Here is a 23974-nt window from a genome sequence, read left to right on the forward strand (position 1 = left end):
GCGCCCTTCGCGCGATTCGAGCGCGGTCAGTGCTCAGCGGCCAGCAGCGACTGGATGATGCCGACCGCCGCGAGCTGACCGGCAGCCGCGGCCAGCAGCACTGAGGCCATGGGCCCGGGAAGGGTCGCGCGGTGCGCGAGGTCGCCTGCAGCGAAGACGCCGGGGCGCGAGGTGCGTCCGAACTCGTCGATCTCGATGCACCCGGAGTCGAGCATTCCCAGTCCGAGCTGGGCGGCGAACGGCGACCGCTGGCGCATCTCCCCGGCGGAGATGAAGACGCCGTCGACGACGCTCTCGTCGGTGTCCGTGTGAACGCGGACACCTCCGTCGACCTTCTCGACGGAGGTGACCGGCGTGCGGCGCACCTGCGCGCCTTTCGCCTCGAGAGTTCGGACCTCGTCGTCTGCGAACTCCTCCCCGACGGGTACGACGGTGATGTTCCCGGCGATCCGACCCAACAGGCCGATGAGGTGCTCGGCCCGAGGTGCGGCGCCGATGATGGCGATGTCCCTGCCGGCATGCTCGTGTCCGTCGCAGAACGGGCAGCTGAAGGCGAATGTGCCCCACAGGTCGTGCAGCCCCGGGACATCGGGAAGATCGTCGGCGACGCCCGTGGCGAGGACGACCCGACGGCCCTCCGCGACGGTGCCGTCGGACACGCCCACGACGAACGCGCCCTCGACGCCCGAGACGCTCGTTGCCGCCGCGTCGCGGATCTCCACGTCGTCGTACTCCGCGAGCTCGGCGCGGGCGGTCGCGCGCAGCTCCGACGGTGGCATCCCGTCCGCGCCGATCATGTTGTGCATGTGCAGGACGGTGCCGTTGCGGTACTCGCCCGAATCCAGGAGCAGAGTCGAGCGGTGCATCCGTCCGAGGGTCAGGGCGGCCTGGAGTCCTGCCGGTCCTGCGCCGATCACGATGGCGTCGTACATGGGGGTCCTTCCGGTGGCGGGGTTGCTTTCCCCGTCAGTCTGTGACTTCATGTCAACATGAAGTCAAGCGATGCGCACCCCTGGTCCGTCGGCGATGTGGCCGAGCGCTTCGAGCTGCCGACGAACGTGCTGCGGCACTGGGAGTCGGTGGGGCTGCTCACTCCTCCGCGCGACTCCTCAGGGCGGCGGCGCTACGGCGAGGATGAGGTCGTGCGCATCGCCGTGATCCAGCGCAGCAAGGCAGCGGGGATGAGCCTCGAACAGATCGCGGTGCTGCTCGACGACGGGAGCGCCGGGCGGCACCAGGTGTTGCAGCAGCACCTGGACGACATCGATCGCCGTATGGAGGAGATGCGTCGATCGCGCGAGATGACCGAGCACGCGATGGGCTGCCGCGCGCACGACATCGCCACCTGCCCGCGTTTCCGCGCGGGTGTGGACGACGTCCTGGCGCGCTTCTGATGGGCCTCCGAAGGGTGCTCGTTTCCGGCTCGCGCATAGGAAGCTCTGCGTAAACTCGGAGTCGTGCCAAGCGAATCGACGGTCCGTCCGATCCGCAGCGGCCGCTCCTCCCGCACACGGCGCTCGCGCCGTGCGGTCGGTGCCGCGCTCGCTGCGGTGCTCGCCATCGGTCTGAGCGCCTGCGCTCCCGATCCGGTCAGCGAATCGTTCCTGAACGGCGAGAACACCGGTTATGTCGCCGCTGACGGCGCGATCGTCGAGATCCCGGTCTCCGAGCGCGGTGAACCCGTCGTCTTCAGCGGAGTGACCGAGAAGGGCGAGGAGTTCGACAGCGCCGACATCGCCGGACAGGTCGCGGTCGTCAACTTCTGGTACGCCGGCTGCGCGCCGTGCCGCCTCGAAGCAGCCGATCTGGAAGGTGTCTGGCAGGACTTCCGCGATCAGGACGTCGCGTTCATCGGCATCAACACCCGTGACCAGGCGGACACGGCAGTGGCCTTCGCGAACGAGTACGGCGTCACGTACCCGAGCCTGATCGACGTCGACACCGCCCAGGCCAAGCTCGCCTTCGCGAAGGAGACGCCGATCGCCGCGACGCCGACGACCCTCGTGCTCGACAAGCAGGGCCGGGTCGCCGCGCGCATCATCGGCCCGATCGACGGCAAGTCGATCCTCTCCACGCTCGTCAAGGACGCCCTCGCGGAGACGTCGTGACCACCCGGGGAACGTCGTGAATCCCGAAGCGATCATCGGATCCGGGGCCCTCTGGATCGCGATCCCGGTGGCGATGCTCGCGGGACTCGTCTCGTTCCTCTCCCCGTGCGTGCTGCCTCTCGTCCCCGGTTACCTCGGCTTCCTCGGCGGTGCCGTCGCTCCTCGGTCGACCGCTGCTGCCGGTGCGGAAGGTCAGACGACGACGCAGACCACCGAAACCGCGACGCGGGGGCGACTCGTCGGGGGCGTGCTGCTGTTCATCCTCGGGTTCACGATCGTCTTCATCCTCTACACCGTGCTCGGCGGAACGGCCGGGGTCTTCCTGCTGCAGTGGGGCGACCTCATCACCCGCATCCTGGGCGTGGTCATCATCGGGATGGGCCTCGTGTTCCTCGGCCTCTTCGGCTTCGCGCAGAAGGAGTTCCGCTTCCACGTCGACTCCAAGGCGGGGATCGTCGGTGCGCCGCTCCTCGGGGTGGCGCTCGGGATCGGCTGGGCACCGTGCATGGGGCCGACGCTCGCGGCCATCCTCGCCCTCTCCTTCAACGCCGGCGATCCGGTGCGCGCAGGTTTCCTCGGCCTGGCCTATTCGCTGGGCCTCGGGATCCCGTTCCTGCTCGTCGCCCTCGGCTTCGGCTGGGCGACGAAAGCGGTCGGCTTCCTCCGCCGCCACGTCCGGGTCGTCAACATCGTCGGCGGCGTGATGCTGATCCTGCTGGGCATCCTGATGGTGACCGGCCTCTGGACCGACATCATGTCGCGCCTGACGGCGGTGATCGGAAGTGTCATCCTCCCGCTCTGATCGCTCCACGACGTCCACCAGCTCCGACAAGAACCCCCGCACTGAGAAGGCCATGACCAAGAACAAGGGTGCCGCGAACAGCGACTCCAGCGATCCGCTCCGCCCGTCCGACCACGTCGACGGCGACGACTCGATCACCCAGCCGCGGCTGGGGTTCGTCGGCTGGCTGCGCTGGGGTTGGCGTCAGCTGACCTCGATGCGCACGGCGCTCGTCCTGCTGCTCGTGCTCGCGATCGCCGCGATCCCCGGCTCGATCTTCCCGCAGCGGATGGCCGACCCGAACGGCGTCACGCAGTGGGAGCGCGACAACCCCGACCTCTTCCCGGTGCTCGACGGGCTGAAGCTGTTCGATGTGTACCTGTCGCCGTGGTTCTCGGCGATCTACCTGCTGCTGTTCGCCTCGCTCGTCGGGTGTGTGATCCCGCGCATCAAGCACCACGCCAAGGCACTGCGCGCGCGTCCGCCGCGCACTCCCGCTCGACTGCAGCGACTCGAGGACTACCGTGCCGTCACGCGCGATCCCGCTGTGGACTCCGGAACCAAGACGGGTGATGCGGAAGCGGAGGCGGTCGCGTCCATCGACGTCGCGACGAAACAGCTGAAGGCCCTCGGTTACCGGGTGGAGCGCTACGACCGCGGACGCACGTTCTCAGTCTCCGCCGAGCGCGGCTACTGGCGCGAGACCGGCAACCTGATCTTCCACCTCGCCCTCGTGGGCGTGCTCGTCACGGTCGGCATCGGCGGCGGCTTCTCGTACACCGGTCAGCGCGTGCTGGTGGAGGGGGAGACGTTCGCCAACACGCTCCTCGACTACGACTCGATGAACCGCGGTCGCTTCGTGGGTGACGATGCGTTCGCCCCGTACTCGATGCGCCTCGACTCGTTCGATGTGACGTATCAGCCGTTCGGCGAGCCCGGCTCCGGACAGGCCGGCGACTTCTCCGCCAACGTCACGGTGCAGGAGAACGGGGAGGAGCGCACGGGGTCCGTCAAGGTCAACGAGCCGCTCGGGGTGGCCGATGACGACGTCTTCCTGCTCGGCAACGGCTACGCGCCGACCGTGACCGTGCGCGACCCCGAAGGCAATGTGGTGTTCACGAACAGCACCCCGTTCCTCCCTCAGGACAACAACATGACCTCGCTGGGCGTGCTCAAGGTGCCGGACGGGCTGGCCGAGCAGGTCGGCCTGGTCGGGTTCTTCTACCCGACGACGGGTGTGCTCGAGAGCGGCGCGTTCTTCTCCGCGTACGGCGACCTCACGAACCCGACGCTCACGCTCGACGTGTACACGGGCGACCTCGGCATCAACGAGGGCGTGCCGCGCTCGGTCTACGTGCTCGACACCACCGGGATGACAAAGCTCACCGGCCGCACCACCGACGTGAAGTCGATCGAGCTCGCCCCCGGACAGACCGCGCAGCTGCCCAACGGCCTCGGCTCGGTGACCTTCGAGGACGAGTCGCCGGCCGGCGCGACGGATGCCTCTGAGTCGGTGAAGCGTTTCGCCTCGCTGCAGATCCACCGCGACGAGTCCGGAGTGTGGGTGCTCGGCTTCGCGCTGCTCGCCCTCGGCGGCCTCATGATCGCGCTGTTCGTTCCGCGCCGACGCGTGTGGGTCAAGGCCACGGCGCACGATGGCGAGATCGCCCTCGAGTACGCGGCCCTCGCGCGAGGGGAAGACCCGACGCTCGCGGCAGCCGTGGAAGACCTCGTCGCCGGTCACGCCCGACTGCTCGATGCGGCCGGGGGCACCACGGCGCGCCCACCGATCGATGATCCCGCGGACGAGTCCGCCGAGCCGGAAGCCCCGGCAACCGACACCCGGAAAGTAGACTGACACCATGCTCGAGCTCAACGTGATCTCGCCGGTCCTGCTCTGGACGGCGATCGCGATCTACGCGGCGGCCTTCGTGGCGTACGCCTTCGATCTCGCGCGGCGCTCGCAGGCGACGGCCGATGCGCAGAACGTGCGCGAGTCGGTGCTCGTCGGGGCCGGTGGCGGCAGCATCACCGCATCCACCGGCGCTCCCGTGGCAGACGCCGCTCCGCAGCGATACGTGATGGCCCGGATCGGCACCTCCCTGACCGTGCTCGGTTTCCTCTTCCACCTCGCCGCCGCGGTCACCCGTGGCATCGCGGCAGGCCGGGTGCCGTGGGCCAACCTGTACGAGTTCGCGATGATGGGCACGCTGCTCATCATCGCGGTGTACCTCGTCGTGCTCACTCGCATCGACCTGCGCTTCCTCGGTACCTTCATCACCGGCCTCGTCGTGGTGCTGCTCGGCCTCGGTGCGACGAACTTCTACGTCGATGTCTCGCCGCTGATGGACCCGCTGAAGAGTGTGTGGCTCGTCATCCACGTGTTCGTGGCCTCGGTCGCGACGGCGTTCTTCGCCCTCGCATTCGCCCTGTCGGTGATCCAGCTGATGCAGTCGCGACGTGAGCGACTTCTCGGCGAAGGCGCGAAGAAGACCGGGCCCGGCTTCCTCCGTACCTTCCCGAACGCCGTGCGCCTGGAGAGCCTGGCGTACATGTTCACCATCATCGGCTTCATCCTCTGGACCTTCACGCTCATCGCGGGGTCCATCTGGGCCTACTACGCCTGGAGCCGCTTCTGGGGCTTCGACGTCAAGGAGACCTGGACCTTCGTGATCTGGGTCATCTACGCCGGATACATCCACGCCCGTGCGACGCGCGGCTGGCGCGGCAACCCCTCGGCCTGGCTGGCGATCGTCGGGTTCTCCGCTGTGATCTTCAACTTCACGATCGTGAACGTCTTCTTCAAGGGCCTGCACGCCTACTCCGGCCTGAGCTGAGCCTGCCTCCGGCTGCGAAAACGGAGACCTCCCGGCTCCGTCCCGGCGCGTCTGAACAAGACACGCGGGGCGGGGTGCGGGAGGTCTCTGTTTTGGCCGAGGGGCGAGCTGGGCCGAGGATCAGCCGCCGAGAGGGAGGACCTCGGCGTGCTCGATGCCGTCTTCGTACCAGACCAGCTCTGCTTCGGCGATGACCTCGGTGGGCGCGGATGAGAGCGGGCGGACCTCGGCTTTCGCGAATCGCGACCAGTCGGCCGCGTCGAGAGTCTTGCCGTAGAGCACCGACAGGTGGAACGTCCAGTCGGCCAGCGGGAGTTCGCCGAGGCGGCGGTAGTCCGTGGCGTCCAGCGCGGCAGTCAGGGTCGAGTACGCCGAGACGAGCGAGGCACTCCGGGCGAGGCGCACGATCAGGATCTGCCAGGGCAGGGGGAACTCGTCGACGGCCTCGGCGCTCACCTCGATCGGTTCCTGCCGTGCCGCCCAGGTGCGGATCAGCGCGGTGAGTTCCTCGCGCCGCTCGGGCTCAAAGAACCCCCGGAGCGTGACGTGTCCGGTGTGCGGACGCCGCGCCGGGATGACGAGGCGATCGAGCGCGGTCTCCTGGATCTCCCGATAGACCTCGGCGACCGCACCGGTGGGCCGGAGCACGAGGTACTGCTGCCCCTCGAGGCTCGCGAGTTGGTCGGGGGTGTCCATGAACGGTCGACGCATGTCAGGATCCTAGGTCGCGGGCGACGCATGCCGAAACGGAGACGGTCACAGGCGCGGCCCGGCGCGTCATGCGTCGACGCGCCGGGCCGGGCACTGGTGGTCTCCGTTTTGGCAGGGAGGTGCGGACGACGTCAGGCCGTGGCGAGGACCGCCTTGGCCGAGGTCGTGCGTCGCAACGTCACCGCGAGCGTCGTGGCCACGAGCGACAGGACGCCCCAGACCACGAGTGCCGCGACCGCGGAACCGCTCGGCGTGATCAGACCCGCGAAGGCCGGAGCCGTCGGGAGGGCGGCCCCGATGCCAGCCAGCCAGTCCGGCACGGTCGAGATCAGGCCGGTCGCGACCGCGAGCACTCCGACGAGGGCGGAGATCCAGCGTCCGACGCCCCCGAACAGGGCGACGAGGGCCTGGTTCACGGCGGCGAACACCACACCGGCGAGCACGGCCGTGCCCGCGAACGCCCACCAGGTGCCGGCGTCATAGCTCGCCACGATCTGCACGATCAGCGACACCAGGAGGCCCTGAGCCGCACCGACCAGCGCGGCCGGGGCGAAGGCCCGCAGCGCGAGAGTAGCGGATGACCGGCGCGAGGTGAGGGTGCGAGCGGTGTGCGCACGCATCACCACGAACGACGCGAGACCGCCGAACCAGAGCACGACCGCCGCGAGCAGCGGGATCGCCGTCGGGCCGAAGATGGTGTTCATCGACGAGTTCGACGACACCGGGTCGGCGATCACCGAGGCGAGCGACTTCGACTCGGTGTCGCTGAACGAGGGCAGGGAATCGGATGCCGTGCGCAGCCCGCCTGCGAGGTCACCTGTGCCGGTCGCCAGGGTGTCGAGCCCGGTGGTCAGTTCGGTGGCTCCGTCGGCGAGGGCGGTCGCTCCGCCGGAGAGCTGGGTCGCGCCGGAGGCGAGGCCGCGGGCGCCGGTGGCCGACGCTCCGATGCCCTGGTCGGCGAGCTGGGTGAGTCCGGACGACAGCTGTGTGGCGCCGGCGCCGGCCTGGGCCATCTGGGGTGCGATGGCTCCGGGGAGCGCTGAGAGCTGCCGAACACCGGCATCGGTCTTCGCTGCCCCCGTTGCCAAGGCAGTCAACTGGTCGCAGTATGCCGCGGTCATGACCAGAGGATCGCAGTTGTCCGCAAGCGCTTTGATCCCTGCCGCGAGCTGCGTGGTGCCATCCGCGAGTGCGAGCGCACCAGGCGCTTGCTTCTGCAACTCCACCGCACCGGCCGTCAGCCCCGATCCGATCTGCGCCGCGCCGGCCGCAGCCTCACGCGTCTTGCCCGCGATCGTGTCGAGCCCGGAGGCGAGCGACGATGCACCCGTCCCGAGCTCACCCGCACCGGAGGCCAGCTTCGTGGCACCCTCCGGGATCGCTGCCGCTCCGGTGGCGGCATCGCGCGCGCCGTTCGCGAGCTTCACGGCGCCGTCTGCCGCCTCGCCGATCTGGTCGCCGATCGTGGTGAATCCGACGAGGATGTTCTCGGTCGTCGCCTCGGAGAGCATCGTGCCCATGGTCGAGGCGGCGACGTTCGCGATCTGGCCCGTGATGAGGTCGTCGGCGACGAGGCCGTCTTCCGGCGTGGTCACTTCGATGGTGGCCTGCTCGGCCTTTCCTCCGCCGTCGGAGATCGCGGTACCGGCCGAGGTGGCGGCGGACGAGAAGTCTTCCGGGATCGTGATGACGGCCTGGTAGGAGCCGTCGGCGAGACCGTCGGCAGCGTCGTCCTTGTTCGAGATCACCCACGTGAGGTTCGAATCGAGGTCGTCCGACCCCTCCACGAGACCCGAAGCGAGCTGGCGTCCGAGGGGAGTCATCTGACCGTCGATGGTCACGGGCTCGTCGAGGTTGACGATGGCCGCGGTCATCGAGTCCAGGCGTTCGGTCGGGTTCTGCAGCGCCGCGACGAGGATGCCGCCGACCGCAGCCGGCAGCAGCAGTACGCCGAGGATGGTCAGCCAGGTGATGGGCTTGCGGGAGCGCGCGCGCTCGATGGGGAGGGTCATGCGGTCACCTCGGTGCAATCTGCGGTACTCCGGCGAGGAGCACGCGTGTCGAGAGTCTGGGGGTCGGGCCATCCGGCCTCGGCGAGGACGGCCCGTGCCGAGTCGGCATCGGAGGCGGTGGCGAACACCGCGAGCGTGCGGGAGGCCGCGGCATCGCGCAGCATGGCCGTCGCCTGGTCGCGCTGGCCACCTGCCAGGCGGTCGAGTCCGTCGATCACGACGATCTGCGACTTCCCACGGAGCGCTTCGGAGAGGTCGCCGAGTGCGGCATCCGCGTCGTCGACCAGCACGCAGCCGACGTGCGCGCGCACCCAGGCCGCACGACCGGGGAGCAGGTGTCCCGCGACGCGGAGCTTCCCGTCCGTCGGCACGAGGCGTCCGGCGACCGTGAGGGCCAGGGCCCGACGAGCCCGCAGATCGCCGCCCGTCGCGATGACCGCACCGCCCTCGGCGATGCGCATCGACAGGCCCTCGACGAGCGGCGCATCTGCGCTGATCTCGAGGTCGTCGGCCGCGACGACCGATCCGTCGCCGGGCCAGGCGGCCAGGTGGCGTTCGCGTTCGACCGCCTCGCCTTCGACGTCGACGCGGGGGAGGATCTTCTCCAGCCAACGCGGGAGCTCCCAGGCACGCTCGCCCAGGATCGCCATGAGGGCGGGGATCAGCGTCATGCGCACCAGGAAGGCGTCGAATGCGATACCGGCGGCGAGGCCGAGTGCGATCGGTTTGAGCGAGGAGTCGCCCTCGGGGACGAACGCGACGAAGACCGCGAACATGATGAGCCCGGCCGCGGTGACGACCTTCGCCGAGCCGGTGAAGCCGCTGCGCACGGCCCGGAGCGCGGCGGCCCGCCGGGTGGCACGGTTCGGGCTCGTCGCGTCCTTGTCATGCACGAAGTCCTCGCGCATGCGGGAGACCAGGAACACCTGGTAGTCCATCGCGAGACCGAACAGCACGCCCATCAGGATGATCGGCATGAAGCTGATGATCGGCCCGACCTTGGCGACGTGCAACAGATCGGCGAACCAGCCCCACTCGAACACCGCCCCCACCACGCCGAAGGCGGCGACGATCGACAGCAGGTAGCCCACGGCGGCGGTGATCGGCACCCAGAGCGAGCGGAACACGATGGTCAGCAGGATCAGCGAGAGGCCGATCACGAAGATGCCGAACGGCAGGAGCGCGTTCCCGAGCTGGTCGGAGATGTCGATGCCGACGGCTGTGAACCCGGTGACCTTGAGGTCGATGCCGAACTCGTCGAGCCATTCGTCGTGATGGCTGCGCAGCTCGCGCACGAGATCGGCGGTCGCCGGGTCGTCGGGGGCGGTCTCCGGGATGATCTGCACGATACCGGTGTCGGCCGTCTCGTTCGGCGTCGCGAGGGCGACCTCCTTGACGCCGGGGACCTTCGCCACGGCGTCGCCGAGATCTTCCATCAGGGTGAGCGGATCGGTGGAGGTGACGATCGTGCCGGTGAGGATCAGTGGACCGTTGAAGCCGGGGCCGAACTGCTCCCCGACGAGGTCGTAGTTCTGGCGGGCCTCGGAGTCCTTCGGGAGCACACCGGCATTCGGCAGCGCGAGGTCGAGGCTCAGCGCGGGAACGGCCACGATCCCGAGTCCCAGGACGACGGCGAGAGAAACCAGCACGGGGTGCTTCATGACGCCGCCGACCCAGCGGGCGCTGCCCTTCACCGGGGCGACGACGTCCTTCGGCTCCTCCGACGCGTCGGAGGCGGTGCTCTTCTTCGCCTTCGACGCCTTGACCTTCTTCGGGCGGCCGACGACCCTGCCCTTCATGAAGCCGAGCAGAGCCGGGGTGAGGGTCACGGCGATCGCCACGGCGACGGCGACCGCGGCGGAGGCGGCGATGCCCATCGTGGTCAGGAACGGGATACCCGCGAAGCCGAGGCCGATCAGCGCGATGAGCACAGTGACGCCCGCGAACACGACAGCGGAGCCTGCGGTTCCGACGGCGCGCGAGGCGGACTCCTCCGGGTCCACGCCCGCGCGCACCTGATCCTGATGTCGAGCCATGATGAACAGCGCGTAGTCGATGCCGACCGCGAGCCCGAGCATGAGCGCCAGCAGCGGGGTGGTCGAGGAGACGGTCGCGAACGCGGTCGCGGTGAAGATGCCGGCCATCGAGATGCCGACGCCGAGGATCGCGGTGAGCAGGGGGAGGCCCGCCACCACGAATGAGCGGAACGTGACGATCAGCACGAGCAGGGCGATGAGCAGTCCGACCGCTTCGGTGAGGGTGACGCCGGGGATGGAGATCGCGAAGAGGTCGCCGCCGAGGGAGGTCTGCGAGCCCGCGGGGAGCTCGGCGTCGAGGTCGCTCACGACCGAACGCAGCGCATCCTTCGTCTCGTCCGAGACGTCGGTGGACTCGCCGTCGAACTGCACGCGCACGATGGCGGCGGTGTCGTCGTCGTTGATCATGCCCTTGACCATCTCGTCGTACGGCGAGGTGGCCGCGAGAACACCGTCGAGGTCGCTCAGCTCGTCGACCGCGCCCTCGATGTCGTCCCGGTACTCGTCATCCGTGATCTTGTCGCCGTCGGCCGCGACCACGATGAACTGCGCGTTCGTGCCGCTCACCTGCGGGAACGAGCGGGAGAGCTGCTCGAGCCCCGCCTGCGACTCCGTACCGGGGATGGAGAACGTGTTGTCGGTTCCCGCGCCCAGCACGAGCGCTCCGGCGCCGGCGATGCCGAGCGCGAGCAGCCAGGACACGAGGACCCGCCACGGGTGCCGGAAGGACCAGCGTCCGAGCGAGGACAGGAGTGTGGACACGCGTTCCTCCGAGGGGTGCGGGGTGGATACACAGGTGTATCCAATACATAGATGTATCGTAAGGTGACCCGCCCGGCCAAGCCTGTGTGCGGGGTGTGAATCATGCGAGAGTGAAGGGTCAGGAGGTTTCGATGTCGACACCCGCAACCCGCAGCCGCGAGAACACGCGAGCCCGCCTGCTCGAGGCGGCGGCGCAGGTCTTCGCCGAAGTCGGGCTCGATGGAGCGTCGGTGGAGGCCGTCTGCGAGCGTGCCGGTTTCACCCGCGGTGCGTTCTACTCGAACTTCGAGTCCAAGGACGAGCTGTTTCTCATGCTCGCCGCCAGCGTCTCCGAGGTGCGCGTGAACGCGGTGCGCACCCGCGTGGAGGAGCTGACGGCCGCCGGTGCCCTGGTCGAGGGGTGCGATCCGATCGACCTCGTGCAGCAGATCATGGAGCTCGGCGGAGACGATCGTCTCGGTGTCATGCTGCTCAGCGAGATCCGTATCCGTGCACTGCGCGACGCGAGGTTCGGCGAGGCCTACCTCACGCAGGAGCGCGAGATGGTCTCGAGCATCGCGCAGATCGTCGACGACATCGTCACCGCCGGCCTGCTGCGCCTTCGCCTGCCGGCCGAGACGGCTGCCCGCATGCTCATGATCATCTGGGAGGGCATGACCGTGCGCGGCGCCATGGCGGGCCAGGATGACGCCCAGCTGCGGCACTCCGGTGGCGAAGAGCTCGGTCGTCTGGTGCAGCTGCTCATCGAGCAGTAGTCCGCAGGTTCGCCGGGGTGGAGGTGGAGGGGTCCACCCCGCTCAGCGCGCGCTGTTCGAGAGCTCGTAGTGGCAGCGGGCGAGTCGGGCGAACCACCACTCGCGACGCTCGTCCGAGGCGGCGAGACGGTTGAGGGACTCGGCATCGGGCGTCACGCGGCGGACCGGGATCGTGCCGTCGACGGGACGCAGGTCCGCCACGTCGTCGAGGAAGAGCGACGCCGTGCCGAGCCCGCAGTCGTAGTCGAGCGACGGGAGCGCGGCAGCGAGTGCGGCCCCCTGTGACAGGCCGACCGCCGTGTCCAGCGCACTGGAGACCACGACGGGCAACCCCGCGGCGGTGACGATCTGCAGGGCGTGGGTGATGCCGCCCAGCGGCTGGGCCTTGATCACGAGCAGATCCGCAGCAGAGGCACGTGCGACCGCGAGCGGGTCGGTCGACTTGCGCACGCTCTCGTCGGCCGCCACCGGGATGCCCATGTACTTCACGCGCCGGCGCAGTTCCGCCAGCTCCGGCACCGTCGCGCACGGCTGTTCCACGTACTCCAGGTCGTATTCGCCGAGCGCGTGCACCGCGTGCTCGGCCTCGTCGACGTTCCACGCGCCGTTCGCGTCGACGCGGACGCGTCCCTCCGGCCCCATGACCTCCCGCACGGCGCGCACTCGCGCCACGTCGTCGGCCAGGGTCTGGCCCGGTTCGGCGACCTTGACCTTGGCCGTGCGGCATCCGGGGAACCGTGCCAGCAGCTCGGGCACGCGCGCCGCATCGATCGCCGGCACCGTGGCGTTCACGCCGACCCGGTCGCGCAGCGGCTCCGGCTGCGCACGCCACGCATAGTCGATCGCGGCGGCGAGCCACGTCGCCGCCTCCGCATCCTCGTACTCCACGAACGGGGAGAACTCCGCCCACCCTTCCGGCCCCTCGAAGAGCAGGGCCTCCCGCACGTCCACGCCACGGAAGCGGCTGTGCATCGGGAGGGCGACGACCCTGGCCGAGTCGAGCAGGTCTGCGAGTGGCGGGATCATGTGCCCATTCTGTCCCCGCGGAGTCTCTGAGCGCCGCACGTCAGGCCAGGTGTTTCTGCAACTCGCCCATCCGCTCGGTGGGGGCGAACCCGAGCAGGGTGTTGACGGCGAGCATGTGGGCGTTCGACTCGGCGTTGTAGGTGTAGACCGCCCGTGCCTGCGGCGCCGCGTGCTGCAGCAGGCGGAGATTGGCGATCTTCACCGCGGTGCCGAGGCGGTGGCCGCGATCCGAGCGACGTACGAGTGTTCCCCACTGGTAGGCGTTGCCGTCGTCCCCCGACACGACCAGCTGGGTGTAGGCGACCGCCTCGCCCTGTGGGTCGAGGGCGATCGTGCCGATCGACAGACGGTTCTGCCGGATGAGGAGGTCCTCGTGCTCGCGGATGCTCTCCACATCGGGCTTCGCGGGTTCGATGTCGAGATCGCCGCTGGGCGCTTCGGTGTCGATCGAGGCATCGAGGATCGCCCAGCCTTCGACGACATCATCCGGTACCGGCCCGACCCAGCTGCGGATCGTGTAGCCCTGGATCGCGGCGGCGATGTCGGCGTCGATGCCGTCGAGCACTGTCGGCGCGACAGGAAGTGCGAGCCTGTTCTGCACATCGCCGAGCGCGAGCGCGTAGCCGTGTCGACGAGCGAACTCCCGGCCAGGGTCGCCGGAACCGTCGGAGCCGAGCTCGTACCGCCACGAGGTGTCGCCCTGCGCGGTGGTGCGTCCGGCGGCCGCGGCTTCGCTTTCGAGGAACGCGAGGGCGGCGGACCCGACTCCGCGCCGTCGGTGCGCGAGGGGCACATCGATGTCGACGTAGGCGACGTGCGTGTTGTCCTTCAGTGGGAGGGTGAGGCCCGCGGCACCCACGACGAGGCCGTCGTCGTGCAGCAGGAAGGCGCGCCGCTCGTTGACCCGTGACTCCTGCTGCAGCTCGCTGCGGGTCTCCTCCCGGGACCAGACGGGGATGTCGTCCCCGCGGTCTGCGCGCTCGGCGGACGCATAGGCGTCCCACCAGGCATCCACCGCAGCGGCGTCGAACGGGTCGATGCGCGTGATCTCGAGCGTCATGTCTCCACGGTACTTTCCCGCCTCGACACTCTCCCGTCTCGATGCTCTCTCGTCTCGCCTTGGATCGCGCATAAATGTGTGATTGACAATGGTGTGTGACGCACAGTAATGTGATCGTCATGAACGAGACGCTCGACACGCACCTGCAGGAACTGCGGCGCGGCACCGTGGTGCTCGCCTGCCTGCAGCTGCTGCGCACGCCGGGGTACGGCTATTCGCTGCTCGAGCAGCTCGAGCAGCGCGGCTTCGCTACCGACGCGAACACCCTCTATCCGCTGCTCCGCCGCCTGGAGAAGCAGGAGTACCTCACGAGCGAGTGGAACACCGACGAGGCGCGGCCCCGCAAGTTCTACCGCACCTCCGACGCCGGCATCCGCCTCGCCGACACCCTCACCGACGAATGGCGATCACTCACCATCGCGATCGCGTCCCTCACCGCAGAGGAGAACTGACATGACCACGACGTTCACACTCACCGAGCGCTACATCAGCGCGACGATCCGCAGTCTGCGCCCCGACGCCCAAGCCGACGTCCGCGCTGAGCTCGAGGCCTCCATCGCCGACGCGATCGAGGCCAGGGTCGAGCAGGGGGAAGCGCCGGAGTCGGCAGAGCGCGCAGTGCTCACCGAACTCGGCGACCCGGGAATCCTGGCCGCAGGCTACGCGGATCGCCCGCTCTACCTCATCGGGCCGCGCTTCTACTTGACCTGGTGGCGGCTGCTCAAGCTGCTGCTGATGATCGTTCCCGTCTGCGTTCTGGGCGGCGTCGCGCTGGGACAGACCATCTCCAACGCCCCCGTCGGGGAGATCATCTCGACCTCGATCCTCGCGACCGGTGGTGCGATCCTGCACATCTGCTTCTGGACCACGCTCGTGTTCGTCATCCTCGAGCGCTCGAACAGCACGACCGCGATCGAGAAGTGGGATCTGGATCAGCTGCCGGAGCCGACAGAGAAGGGAGTGGGGCGGAGTGAGCTGATCGCCTCGCTCGTCTTCCTCGGCATCGCGATCGGTGCTCTCCTCTGGGATCGCTTCCGTGGTTTCGTCCACGTCGACGGCGGGGCGTTGCCGATCTTGAATCCGCAGTTGTGGCCGTGGGGGATCGGCGTCCTGTTACTGCTCATCGTCGCGGAGGCGGTGTTCGCCGTCGTCCTCTACCGCAGGGGACGCTGGAGCACCGGACTGGCCGTGGTGAACACGGTGCTCGCCGTCGCGTTCCTCGCCTGGGTTCTCGTCCTGCTGCTGACCGGTGACCTGGTGAATCCGGAGTTCCTCGCGCAGATCACCGCAGCAGGCGGGGAGGAGTTCGCGTCAGGGCAGGCGGAGTCGGCCGACGAAGGCGGGGTGTTCCGCATCCTCGCCGTCCTGTTGGGGTTCGGCATCGCGGTGGGCGTCGGTTGGGACATCGTCGACGGCTGGATGAAGACCTGGCGGGCGCGGCGTGGGCGCGAGGAATAGGCTGGATGCCGTGACCACCGCCTTCGTCTCCGATCTGTTCGACCCGGCCGAATGGGTGCTCGCGCCCGGGGCGGAGGACTACACCGACATCACCGCTCACGTCTCGCGAGACGGCGGTGTCGCACGCATCGCGTTCAACCGGCCGGAGGTGCGCAACGCCTTCCGTCCGCACACCGTCGACGAGCTCTATCGCGCACTCGACATCGCCCGGCAGGATGCGCGCATCGGCGCGGTGCTGCTCACGGGAAACGGACCGAGCCCGAAGGACGGCGGCTGGGCGTTCTGCTCCGGCGGCGACCAGCGCATCCGCGGTCGTGACGGGTACAAGTACTCCGACGCGGAGACGGCGATCGTCGACGGGGCGAGCCGCGCAGCGGTCGGCCGCCTGCACATCCTCGAAGTGCAGCGCCTCATCCGCTTCATGCCCAAGGTCGTCATCGCGGTGGTACCGGGATGGGCTGCCGGTGGCGGACATTCCCTGCACGTGGTGTGCGATCTCACCATCGCCTCGGCCGAAGAGGCGCGCTTCAAGCAGACCGATGCGGATGTCGGCAGCTTCGACGCCGGCTACGGCTCGGCGTACATGGCCCGTCAGACCGGTCAGAAGTTCGCCCGTGAGGTGTTCTTCCTCGCCGAGGAGTACTCGGCGCAGCGTGCCTACGAGATGGGCGCCGTGAACCGGGTGGTGCCGCATGCCGAGCTCGAGCGCGAGGCGCTGAAGATGGCGCGCACCGTACTCACGAAATCTCCCACGGCGATCCGCATGTTGAAGTTCGCCTTCAACGCGGTCGACGACGGATTGGTCGGCCAGCAGGTCTTCGCGGGGGAGGCCACCCGCCTCGCCTACGGCACCGACGAAGCCGTCGAGGGCCGCGACTCGTTCCTCGAGAAGCGCGACCCGGACTGGTCGTCCTTCCCCTGGCACTACTGACCAGGGCAGCCCAGAGTCGGAGACGCGCATGACCGCCCTGATCCCCACGGATGCCGAAGATCCGGTTCGCCTGCGAGAGGCCCTGCAGCGCGCGCTCGACGGCGGTCCGGCGCTGGGGCTCGGGATGGTGACCGGCGCCCCGGAGGACGTGGCGGACGGCCTCGCCGCCGTGATCGCGACCTCGGGGTCGAGTGGGGTGCCGAAGCGGGTCGCGCTCAGCGGGGAGGCCCTGCGGGCGAGCGCCGAGGCCACGGCCGCGCGGATCGGGAGCGGTCGCTGGCTGCTCGCCCTTCCCGCCGGCTACGTGGCGGGACTGCAGGTGCTGGTCCGCTCGATCCTCGCGGACACGCAGCCCGCGCGGATCGAGGGCCGCTTCTCGCCGACATCGTTCGCCGAGGCGACCCTCGAGATGCTGCGGCCATCGCCAGGGGCCGGGGTCCCGGAGCTGTTCACGTCGCTCGTCCCGGCGCAGGTCGCGACTCTGCTCGACGCCGCGGACGACACCGCCGTCCGTGCCGCATTGACGGCCTACCGGGCGATCCTGGTGGGCGGGCAATCGCTCCCCGAACCGTTGCGCGAGCGTGCCGCCGATCTGGGGGTGCGTCTGGTGCGCACCTACGGTTCGACCGAGACCAGCGGCGGCTGCGTCTACGACGGCGTTCCTCTCGACACGGTCGGCGTGCGCACGGTCGACGGCGAGCTGCGTATCGCGGGCCCCATGCTCGCCGAGGGATACCTCGGTGACGGATCGCTGACCGCGCGTACGTTCGTGCGCGACGAGCACGGCATCCGCTGGTACCGGACCGGGGATCTCGGTCTCGTCGAAGACGGTGTCGTCCGGGTGCACGGCCGTGCCGACAACGTGATCGTGTCCGGAGGGATCAACATCTCGCTCGATCGTGTCGAGCGGGTCGTCCGCCGGATCGCGGGGCTGCACGAGGCGGTGGTGGTCGGCGTGGAGGACGAGCGCTGGGGCGAGGCGTCCGTGATCGTCGCGGCCCGGGGCGAGGTGCTGCGTCGCAGCGAGTCGGAGCAGCTCGCGCAGGCGCGCGACGCGGTCGAGGACGAACTCGGCAAGCATGCCCGACCGGCTCGTCTGATCATGGTGGACGAGATCGAGGTGCTGTCCTCCGGCAAACCCGACCGCGAGGCCATCCGCCGCATGGTCGCGCAGCTGCACTGAGGGCGGGCTCTGCCAGACTGAACCGCATGGCCTCGTACACGCATGGACATCACGAATCCGTCCTCCGCTCGCACAACGTGCGCGACATCGCGAACTCGGCCGCGTACCTCCGCCCCCACCTCACGTCCACGACCCGCCTTCTCGATGTCGGCGCGGGCCCCGGCAGCATCACGGTCGACTTCGCCGGCATCGTCGCGCACGTGACCGCGACCGAGATCGACGAGGATGCGCTGTCGCTCTCCCAGGGACTCGCGGCCGACCGGGGCCTGACGAATCTCGACTTCTCGGTCGAGGACGTGCACGCACTGGGCTTCGCCGACGACTCCTTCGACGTCGTGCACGCACATCAGGTGCTGCAGCACGTCGGCGACCCGGTGCAGGCATTTCGGGAGATGCGCCGCGTCACTGTTCCCGGCGGGATCGTCGCCGCGCGCGATGCCGACTACGCGGGCTTCCTCTGGTTCCCCGTGCTGCCCGAGCTCGACCGCTGGCTGGCGCTGTACCGTGCGGCCGCACGAGCCAACGGCGGCGAGCCGGATGCCGGTCGCCGTCTGCTGTCCTGGGCGCGGGCCGCAGGCTTCACCGATATCACCGCGACGGCCTCCACCTGGTGCTACGCGTCACCCGCCGAGCGCGCCTGGTGGGGTGGGATGTGGGCCGACCGCATCCTCGAATCCGCCCTCGCGCGGCAGCTCGTCGACAGCGACATGGCCACGCGCGCCGATCTGCAGGAGATCAGCGATGCGTGGAGGCGCTGGGCCGACGACGGCGACGGCTGGTATCTGGTGCCGCACGGCGAGATCCTCGCCCGCGCCTGACGGACGCGGATACATCCCACGACGGATGCCGGCGCGAGGGCCCCTCGCGTAGCGTGGGGGAGTGATCCGCCCGCTCTCTCGTACGGCGCTGACCCTCGACATCGTCGGGGCGGCGCTGCTCTTCCTCGTGCTCGTGCCGATGTCGCTGGTGTTCTACGGGCCCGGAACGGGGAACACCGCGATCGGGGGAGCAGCGGTCGCTGGCATCGTCATCGCGAGCGTCCTGATGTCGGGCGGCGTCGCCATCGGCCGGCTCGCCCCCGGGTGGGCGCTCGTTGCCGCATGGGCCGGCGCCGTGCTGCAGATGCTCTCCGGGTTCGGACCGTTGCCGATCGACATCGCGATCCTGCTCGTGCTGTACGCCACCTCCGCCTGGGGCACACGCCGCGTGCTCTGGTGGGGATTCGGTTCGGCGCTGTTCGGCGGCCTGGTCGCTGCCGTGTTCATGGTCATCGTCAACGGCGTCGCCTTCGGCACGGGCAGCGGGTGGGAGAAGGTCAGCGCGGGCACACTGCTGCTCGTCGTCTCCGTCATGGCGCTCGGGTTCGCCTGGGTGTGCGGGCTGCTGTGGCGCGTCGTCCTGCGCGCTCGCCGCACCCGGTCGGCCCAGCTGCAGGCGGAGTCGCTCGCCGCGGAGGAGCAGGAGCGGGTGCGGATCGCGCGCGACATGCACGATGTGGTCGCCCACTCGCTCGCGGTGGTGATCGCGCAGGCCGACGGGGCCAGGTACGCGGCCGCGGTGAAGCCCGAACTCGCGACCGAGGCGCTCGGCACCATCGCCCAGACGGCGCGTGGCGCCTTGAGCGACGTGCGGATGCTGCTCACACAGCTACGGCACCGGCAGGGCGACGGCCCGCAGCCCACGCTCGCCGACCTCGAAGCGCTGTTCTCGCAGGTGCGGCAGGCCGGAATCGAACCGCGGGTCACCGTCGACCCGATGCCGCCGGGGGAGCCGCCGGCGGCCATCCAGCTCGCGGTCTACCGCATCCTGCAGGAAGCGCTCACGAACGCGATCCGGCATGGGGACGGCGCGGTCGACGTGCACCTCGCCTGGCTCGCGGACCGCGTCGACGTCGATGTGCGCAACACCGTCACGGGGGAAGCGACGGTGTCTCCCGGCGGGCACGGTGTCATCGGCATGCGCGAGCGTGCGCAGCTCGTCGGCGGTAGTCTGCAAGCCGAGCGCCGAGGGGCACAGTTCGTCGTCCACGCCACGCTCCCGATCGGAGTCTCCGAATGATCAGAGTCGTGCTCGTCGACGACCAGGCGCTCTTCCGTGCCGGGATCCGCATGCTCGTCGCCTCCCAGCCCGACCTCGAAGTCGTCGGAGAAGCCGGCGACGGCAAGGAGGCGCTCGAGGTCGTCCGCACGACCCGGCCCGACGTGGTGCTGATGGACATCCGGATGCCGGTCATGGACGGGCTCACGGCGACCGCCGAGATCCTGGCACGCCCGGAACCGCCGCGCGTCGTCATGCTCACGACGTTCGACCTCGACGAAGCGGCGGCACGGGCCATCCGGCAGGGCGCGAGCGGCTTCCTCCTCAAGGATGCCGATCCGGAGTTCCTGCTCGCCGCGATCCGCACGGTGCACTCGGGCTCGAGCGTGATCGCCGCCGCCGCGACACGCGACCTGTTCGAGCACTTCGCCGAAGCACCCAAGCCCGTGCCGCCGCAGTACGCCGACCTCACGGACCGCGAGCGGGAGATCTTCGCGCTCGCCGCCCGGGGGCTCTCGAACGCCGAGATCGCCGGCCGGGAGTACCTGAGCGAGGCGACCGTGAAGACCCACATCAGCCGCATCCTCAGCAAGCTCGCGCTGCGCGACCGCGTACAGCTGGTGGTCTTCGCGTTCGAGCACGGCCTCGCCTGAACGCCGTTCCGCGGGCGGAGTCCGCGGATCATCCTTGCGATGTATGCGGAAGGGTCCCCGGGAGCGATGACCGGCGAGGTACCGCGGAAATAGCGTCGGATGCATGGAGATCACGACCACCGACCTGGGGCTCGCCGCCCGCGTCCAGCACCTGAAGAAGACCTACGGCTCCGGTGAGGGCACCGTCCATGCGCTGGACGACGTCAGCGTCGGCATCCGCCGCGGACAGTTCACCGCCATCATGGGGCCATCGGGCTCCGGCAAGTCCACCCTGATGCACATCATGGCGGGGCTCGACAGCCCCACCGAGGGACGGGCCTGGATCGGTGACACCGAGATCACAGGTCTCGGCGACATCGATCTGACGATCCTCCGGCGTCGACGGGTCGGCTTCATCTTCCAGGCCTTCAACCTCGTGCCGACGCTCGACGCTCTCGGCAACATCATGCTGCCGTTCGAGCTCGACGGTCGTCGTCCGAGCGCGATCGAGAGGGCGCGCATCGACGGACTGATCGAGACGCTCGGGCTCGGCTCGCGTCTCTCTCACCGCCCGCATCAGCTGTCCGGCGGGCAGCAGCAGCGTGTGGCGATCGCCCGAGCCCTGGCCACGGCACCGGATCTGGTGTTCGCGGACGAGCCCACGGGCAACCTCGACTCGAAGACCGGACGCGAGGTGCTGCGTCTGCTCGCCACCGCGAGCCGTGAGCACGGCCAGTCCATCGCGATGGTCACGCACGACGCGATCGCCGCGAGTCATGCCGACCGCGTGCTCTACCTCGGTGACGGGCGCATCGTCGCCGACCACCCGCGTCAGACCGCAGAAGAGATCTCGGCCTACATGCTCGCCGCCGAGGTGGCAGCGTGACCGCCGTCGCCACGGTCGTCCCCGAGACCCGCGCGACCGGTCCTCGACTGGCCTGGCTGCGAGACCGGGGGATGGGCGCGAGCGTCCTGGTCGCCGCGCTGTCCGCCGCGTTCGGAGTGCTCCTGGTCGAGATCACGGCCTACATCGGCGCCGTGCTGCAGGCCGATCCCTTCATCGGCGACAGCGGGACGCTCGCCTTCGTCGTCGCACTGCTGTCGGTACTGCTGACGGTCGTCGCGATGTACGTCGCCGCGATCGTCACCGCGAACACCTTCTCGACGATCATCGCCGGACGCACCCGTCAGATCGCGCTCATGCGTCTGATCGGGGCGACCGCGCGCTCGCAGCGGGCTCAGGTCGGGAAGCAGGGGCTCGTCGTCGGGCTTCTCGGCGCGGCGGTCGGCATGCTCGCGGGTCTCGTGCTCGCGGTCGTCGGGGTGCAGGTCGGCGGGCAGCTGATCGCCAACGCCCCGACCGACTTCTCCCTCGCGCAGCCGTTCGTGGCGCTGCCGGCGATCGGCGTCGCCCTCACGACCTGGGCGGCGGCATGGGCGGGTTCCCGCCGTGTGCTGTCGGTCACGCCTCTGCAGGCGCTCGGCGGGTCTGTCGAGCGCACGCACGATGATGTCTCCGGCACGCCGGGTCGGCACATCGGCGCCTGGGTGCTGCTCGTCGCCGGTGCCGCGCTCCTCGTGGGCGGGGTGCTGATCGGTCTCGTCACGCCGCTCGGGGTCGTCGTCGCCTTCTTCGGCGGTGTGCTCTCCTTCACGGGGCTCGCGCTCGGATCCGTTCTGTTCATGCCGCCGGTGCTGCGCCTGGTGGGGCGGATGTTCGGATCGAGCGCGACGGCTCGTCTCGCGGCCGAGAATGCGCTGCGCTACCCGGAACGCTCGTCGAGGATGGCGATCGGCGTGGTCATGGGCGTGACCTTGGTGACGATGTTCGCCGTGGCCCTCGAGTCGGCCAAGCGGCTGATGATGAGCCAGACCACCGGAGAGGTTCCTGCGGCGTTCTTCGCCCCGATGGACGCTTTCGCGGCGGTGATGATGGTGCTGGTCGCCGTCTCGGCCGTGATCGCGGCGGTCGGGCTCGTGAACCTGCTCACTATCGGCGTGGTGCAGCGTCGTCGCGAACTGGGGCTGCTGCGCTCGATCGGGCTGTCCAATCGCCAGGTGCGACGGATGGTGCTGCTCGAGGCGACCCACATCACGGTCGCCGCGACGCTGACGGGACTCGTGCTGGGCGTGGTGTACGGCTGGATCGCCGCGCAGTCGCTGCTCGGATCGGTGCCGACCCTGCCGGACTTCGTTCCCGCGGGACTCATCGCTCCGCAGATCCCGTGGATCCCCGTCGCCATCATCGTCGTCGCGACGGCGGTGCTGACGCTGGTGGCGGCGGCGACGCCCACCCGACTGGCGACCAGGGTGGCCCCGGTCGAGGCGCTCGCGGCGGACTGACGCCTCTAGGCTTGTCGGATGCCGTCGCCGTTCGATCAGTCCACCTACCAGGTCCGCCTCGACTGGGGCACCGCGGGTCTCGCCCGCCTCGCCGATGCCGACGTCGTCGTGGTCGTCGATGTGCTGCGGTTCTCCTCCACGGTCATCGATGCCACGGCGTCCGGCTCTGCGGTCGCGCTCGCGGAGGCGGAGGGGTGGTCGCGGAACGGGGCGGCCGTCGTCGCTGCGGCTCCCTCCGAGGCGACGGTGCTCGTCGGCGGCATCCGCAACGCGGCGGCCGTCGCACGGGCCGTGCAGACCATCCAGGAGCGACGGCAGGCACGCACCTCTGTCGCGGTGATCGCGGCCGGCGAGCTGGATGAGGCGGGTGCGCTGCGGTTCGCCGTCGAGGATCAGCTCGGGGCCGGTGCGATCGTCTCGGCGCTCTCGGATCGGGGTATCGATCACACGGCTCCGGACGCCGCGGTCGCCGCCGAGGGCTTCCACGCCCTGCGCGGCGCGGTGCGGCACATGATCGGTGCGAGCGGATCCGGCCGTGAGCTCGCCGCCGGCGTCGTCGCGACCGCCCGCATCGAAGCATCGGGTCTGATTCCGACCTCCGTGGCGGATGCCGCCGTCCTCGATGCGGTCGACGTCGTCCCGGTGCTCCACGAGGGATCGTTCGTCCGCTTCGACTGATGCGCATGCCCACCCCGTTCGGAGGATTTCTCCCCGACGGGCGGACGCGCGGCCGCAGGACATCCTCCCGACACGGAGATCTCCGCCGGTCACCGCGGGGCAGGCGCCGACACGGCCGTGGGCACGTAGGGTCGTGGCATGAGGTACCTTCCCGCTGTCGTCGTCGATGTCGTGCTCGTGCTGATCTTCGCCGCGATCGGTCGCGCGTCCCACGATGAGAACCCTGCGGGTTTCCTGCTCACGGCATGGCCGTTCCTGATCGCTCTGCTCGTGGGCCATCTCCTCGCCGCGCTGCTGCCCGGCCGACCCCGTCGTCCCTGGTCGCTGCCATGGGGCGCAGTGGTGTGGGTCGTCACGGTCGCGGGTGGGATGCTCATCCGTGTGCTCAGCGGCGACACGGCGGAGCTGCCGTTCATCATCGTGGCGACGCTCGTGCTCGGGGCGTTCCTGGTCGGTTGGCGCGCGATCGCAGCCCTGCTGCGTCGTCGGCGCAGCGCTGCCGATGTGACCGTGGAATCCGGCGCGGCGGTCGATTCCGGCGCAGTGGTCGATTCCGGCGCGGCCGTCGAACCCGGCGCAGCACTGACGACCGATGCGGAGAGCCGCGACGAGCCGAAGGGCTGA

At 69.6% G+C, this 23974-nt stretch carries 23 protein-coding genes; 17 read left to right on the forward strand and 6 right to left on the reverse strand.

Going from position 1 to position 23974, the window contains the following annotated elements:
* Window positions 1-26 precede the first annotated feature (26 nt).
* The gene (locus tag L687_RS27285) at window positions 27-932 is read right to left on the reverse strand and encodes an NAD(P)/FAD-dependent oxidoreductase (RefSeq protein ID WP_021198975.1); all 906 of its coding nucleotides are present in this window, start codon (window positions 930-932) and stop codon (window positions 27-29) included.
* Between the two features lie 57 nt (window positions 933-989).
* Here L687_RS27285 and L687_RS27290 point away from each other — a divergent pair, with 57 nt between their 5' ends.
* The 5 genes from L687_RS27290 to ccsB all read left to right on the forward strand — a co-directional run bounded on the left by L687_RS27290 (window position 990) and on the right by ccsB (window position 5726).
* Window positions 990-1394, forward strand: coding sequence for a MerR family transcriptional regulator (locus L687_RS27290; RefSeq protein ID WP_031206901.1), 405 nt, complete (start codon window positions 990-992; stop codon window positions 1392-1394).
* A 63-nt stretch (window positions 1395-1457) separates the two neighbouring features.
* Window positions 1458-2108, forward strand: coding sequence for a TlpA family protein disulfide reductase (locus tag L687_RS27295; protein WP_021198977.1), 651 nt, complete (start codon window positions 1458-1460; stop codon window positions 2106-2108).
* A gap of 16 nt (window positions 2109-2124) precedes the next feature.
* On the forward strand, window positions 2125-2910 hold the full coding sequence (locus L687_RS27300) for a cytochrome c biogenesis CcdA family protein (RefSeq protein WP_021198978.1): 786 nt from the start codon (window positions 2125-2127) through the stop codon (window positions 2908-2910).
* Window positions 2911-2962: 52 nt separating this feature from the next.
* The gene (gene resB / locus L687_RS27305) at window positions 2963-4747 is read left to right on the forward strand and encodes a cytochrome c biogenesis protein ResB (protein ID WP_021198979.1); all 1785 of its coding nucleotides are present in this window, start codon (window positions 2963-2965) and stop codon (window positions 4745-4747) included.
* 4 nt (window positions 4748-4751) lie between these two features.
* Window positions 4752-5726, forward strand: coding sequence for a c-type cytochrome biogenesis protein CcsB (gene ccsB, locus L687_RS27310; protein ID WP_021198980.1), 975 nt, complete (start codon window positions 4752-4754; stop codon window positions 5724-5726).
* Between the two features lie 120 nt (window positions 5727-5846).
* On the opposite strand, the gene L687_RS27315 is transcribed toward ccsB, so the two are convergent.
* The 3 genes from L687_RS27315 to L687_RS27325 all read right to left on the reverse strand — a co-directional run bounded on the left by L687_RS27315 (window position 5847) and on the right by L687_RS27325 (window position 11247).
* A complete protein-coding gene (locus L687_RS27315; RefSeq protein ID WP_021198981.1) occupies window positions 5847-6437 on the reverse strand; it encodes a 2'-5' RNA ligase family protein in 591 nt (196 codons plus the stop codon).
* Window positions 6438-6568: 131 nt separating this feature from the next.
* Complete coding sequence (locus L687_RS27320; RefSeq protein WP_021198982.1) at window positions 6569-8449, reverse strand: YhgE/Pip domain-containing protein; 1881 nt, start codon at window positions 8447-8449, stop codon at window positions 6569-6571.
* The gene (locus L687_RS27325) at window positions 8446-11247 is read right to left on the reverse strand and encodes an MMPL family transporter (protein WP_021198983.1); all 2802 of its coding nucleotides are present in this window, start codon (window positions 11245-11247) and stop codon (window positions 8446-8448) included. Before L687_RS27325 ends, L687_RS27320 begins: the two co-directional genes overlap by 4 nt.
* 131 nt (window positions 11248-11378) lie before the next feature.
* Between L687_RS27325 and L687_RS27330 the strand changes: the two genes are divergently transcribed.
* Entirely contained in the window at window positions 11379-12002 is a 624-nt protein-coding gene (locus L687_RS27330) for a TetR/AcrR family transcriptional regulator (RefSeq protein WP_021198984.1), read from the forward strand.
* Between the two features lie 42 nt (window positions 12003-12044).
* On the opposite strand, the gene L687_RS27335 is transcribed toward L687_RS27330, so the two are convergent.
* Together L687_RS27335 and L687_RS27340 are read right to left on the reverse strand one after the other, a co-directional pair.
* Window positions 12045-13028 (reverse strand): o-succinylbenzoate synthase, encoded by a 984-nt coding sequence (locus L687_RS27335; protein ID WP_021198985.1) that lies wholly within the window; start codon window positions 13026-13028, stop codon window positions 12045-12047.
* A gap of 40 nt (window positions 13029-13068) precedes the next feature.
* Entirely contained in the window at window positions 13069-14088 is a 1020-nt protein-coding gene (locus L687_RS27340) for a GNAT family N-acetyltransferase (RefSeq protein WP_021198986.1), read from the reverse strand.
* Between the two features lie 119 nt (window positions 14089-14207).
* Here L687_RS27340 and L687_RS27345 point away from each other — a divergent pair, with 119 nt between their 5' ends.
* The 11 genes from L687_RS27345 to L687_RS27395 all read left to right on the forward strand — a co-directional run bounded on the left by L687_RS27345 (window position 14208) and on the right by L687_RS27395 (window position 23974).
* Window positions 14208-14540: a PadR family transcriptional regulator gene (locus L687_RS27345; RefSeq protein WP_031206907.1), complete on the forward strand. Its 333-nt coding sequence runs from the start codon at window positions 14208-14210 to the stop codon at window positions 14538-14540.
* A gap of 1 nt (window position 14541) precedes the next feature.
* Window positions 14542-15546 (forward strand): permease prefix domain 1-containing protein, encoded by a 1005-nt coding sequence (locus tag L687_RS27350; protein WP_021198988.1) that lies wholly within the window; start codon window positions 14542-14544, stop codon window positions 15544-15546.
* Between the two features lie 10 nt (window positions 15547-15556).
* Entirely contained in the window at window positions 15557-16477 is a 921-nt protein-coding gene (locus L687_RS27355; protein ID WP_021198989.1) for a 1,4-dihydroxy-2-naphthoyl-CoA synthase, read from the forward strand.
* 28 nt (window positions 16478-16505) lie between these two features.
* Window positions 16506-17660, forward strand: coding sequence for an AMP-binding protein (locus L687_RS27360; RefSeq protein WP_021198990.1), 1155 nt, complete (start codon window positions 16506-16508; stop codon window positions 17658-17660).
* Window positions 17661-17686: 26 nt separating this feature from the next.
* Window positions 17687-18478, forward strand: a complete 792-nt coding sequence (locus tag L687_RS27365) for a class I SAM-dependent methyltransferase (protein ID WP_021198991.1) — start codon at window positions 17687-17689, stop codon at window positions 18476-18478.
* Window positions 18479-18539: 61 nt separating this feature from the next.
* Entirely contained in the window at window positions 18540-19718 is a 1179-nt protein-coding gene (locus L687_RS27370; RefSeq protein ID WP_021198992.1) for a sensor histidine kinase, read from the forward strand.
* Window positions 19715-20350, forward strand: a complete 636-nt coding sequence (locus tag L687_RS27375; RefSeq protein ID WP_021198993.1) for a response regulator — start codon at window positions 19715-19717, stop codon at window positions 20348-20350. Before L687_RS27370 ends, L687_RS27375 begins: the two co-directional genes overlap by 4 nt.
* A gap of 103 nt (window positions 20351-20453) precedes the next feature.
* A complete protein-coding gene (locus L687_RS27380) occupies window positions 20454-21215 on the forward strand; it encodes an ABC transporter ATP-binding protein (RefSeq protein ID WP_021198994.1) in 762 nt (253 codons plus the stop codon).
* Window positions 21212-22672, forward strand: coding sequence for an ABC transporter permease (locus L687_RS27385; RefSeq protein ID WP_021198995.1), 1461 nt, complete (start codon window positions 21212-21214; stop codon window positions 22670-22672). Before L687_RS27380 ends, L687_RS27385 begins: the two co-directional genes overlap by 4 nt.
* Window positions 22673-22690: 18 nt before the next feature.
* The gene (locus L687_RS27390) at window positions 22691-23350 is read left to right on the forward strand and encodes a 2-phosphosulfolactate phosphatase (RefSeq protein WP_021198996.1); all 660 of its coding nucleotides are present in this window, start codon (window positions 22691-22693) and stop codon (window positions 23348-23350) included.
* Between the two features lie 138 nt (window positions 23351-23488).
* Window positions 23489-23974 (forward strand): DUF3054 domain-containing protein, encoded by a 486-nt coding sequence (locus tag L687_RS27395; protein WP_021198997.1) that lies wholly within the window; start codon window positions 23489-23491, stop codon window positions 23972-23974.

This window comes from Microbacterium maritypicum MF109, assembly GCF_000455825.1.
In the GTDB taxonomy this organism is placed as follows: Bacteria; Actinomycetota; Actinomycetes; order Actinomycetales; family Microbacteriaceae; genus Microbacterium; species Microbacterium maritypicum_A.

Excerpts from the sequence above, each read along its gene's own strand:
- L687_RS27285 (WP_021198975.1), bottom strand. The coding sequence starts at position 932 with ATGTACGACGCCATCGTGATCGGCGCAGGACCGGCAGGACTCCAGGCC.
- L687_RS27290 (WP_031206901.1), top strand. The coding sequence starts at position 990 with ATGAAGTCAAGCGATGCGCACCCCTGGTCCGTCGGCGATGTGGCCGAG.
- resB (WP_021198979.1), top strand. The coding sequence starts at position 2,963 with ATGACCAAGAACAAGGGTGCCGCGAACAGCGACTCCAGCGATCCGCTC.
- ccsB (WP_021198980.1), top strand. The coding sequence starts at position 4,752 with ATGCTCGAGCTCAACGTGATCTCGCCGGTCCTGCTCTGGACGGCGATC.
- L687_RS27315 (WP_021198981.1), bottom strand. The coding sequence starts at position 6,437 with ATGCGTCGACCGTTCATGGACACCCCCGACCAACTCGCGAGCCTCGAG.
- L687_RS27320 (WP_021198982.1), bottom strand. The coding sequence starts at position 8,449 with ATGACCCTCCCCATCGAGCGCGCGCGCTCCCGCAAGCCCATCACCTGG.
- L687_RS27330 (WP_021198984.1), top strand. The coding sequence starts at position 11,379 with ATGTCGACACCCGCAACCCGCAGCCGCGAGAACACGCGAGCCCGCCTG.
- L687_RS27335 (WP_021198985.1), bottom strand. The coding sequence starts at position 13,028 with ATGATCCCGCCACTCGCAGACCTGCTCGACTCGGCCAGGGTCGTCGCC.
- L687_RS27340 (WP_021198986.1), bottom strand. The coding sequence starts at position 14,088 with ATGACGCTCGAGATCACGCGCATCGACCCGTTCGACGCCGCTGCGGTG.
- L687_RS27345 (WP_031206907.1), top strand. The coding sequence starts at position 14,208 with ATGAACGAGACGCTCGACACGCACCTGCAGGAACTGCGGCGCGGCACC.
- L687_RS27350 (WP_021198988.1), top strand. The coding sequence starts at position 14,542 with ATGACCACGACGTTCACACTCACCGAGCGCTACATCAGCGCGACGATC.
- L687_RS27360 (WP_021198990.1), top strand. The coding sequence starts at position 16,506 with ATGACCGCCCTGATCCCCACGGATGCCGAAGATCCGGTTCGCCTGCGA.
- L687_RS27365 (WP_021198991.1), top strand. The coding sequence starts at position 17,687 with ATGGCCTCGTACACGCATGGACATCACGAATCCGTCCTCCGCTCGCAC.
- L687_RS27375 (WP_021198993.1), top strand. The coding sequence starts at position 19,715 with ATGATCAGAGTCGTGCTCGTCGACGACCAGGCGCTCTTCCGTGCCGGG.
- L687_RS27380 (WP_021198994.1), top strand. The coding sequence starts at position 20,454 with ATGGAGATCACGACCACCGACCTGGGGCTCGCCGCCCGCGTCCAGCAC.
- L687_RS27390 (WP_021198996.1), top strand. The coding sequence starts at position 22,691 with ATGCCGTCGCCGTTCGATCAGTCCACCTACCAGGTCCGCCTCGACTGG.
- L687_RS27395 (WP_021198997.1), top strand. The coding sequence starts at position 23,489 with ATGAGGTACCTTCCCGCTGTCGTCGTCGATGTCGTGCTCGTGCTGATC.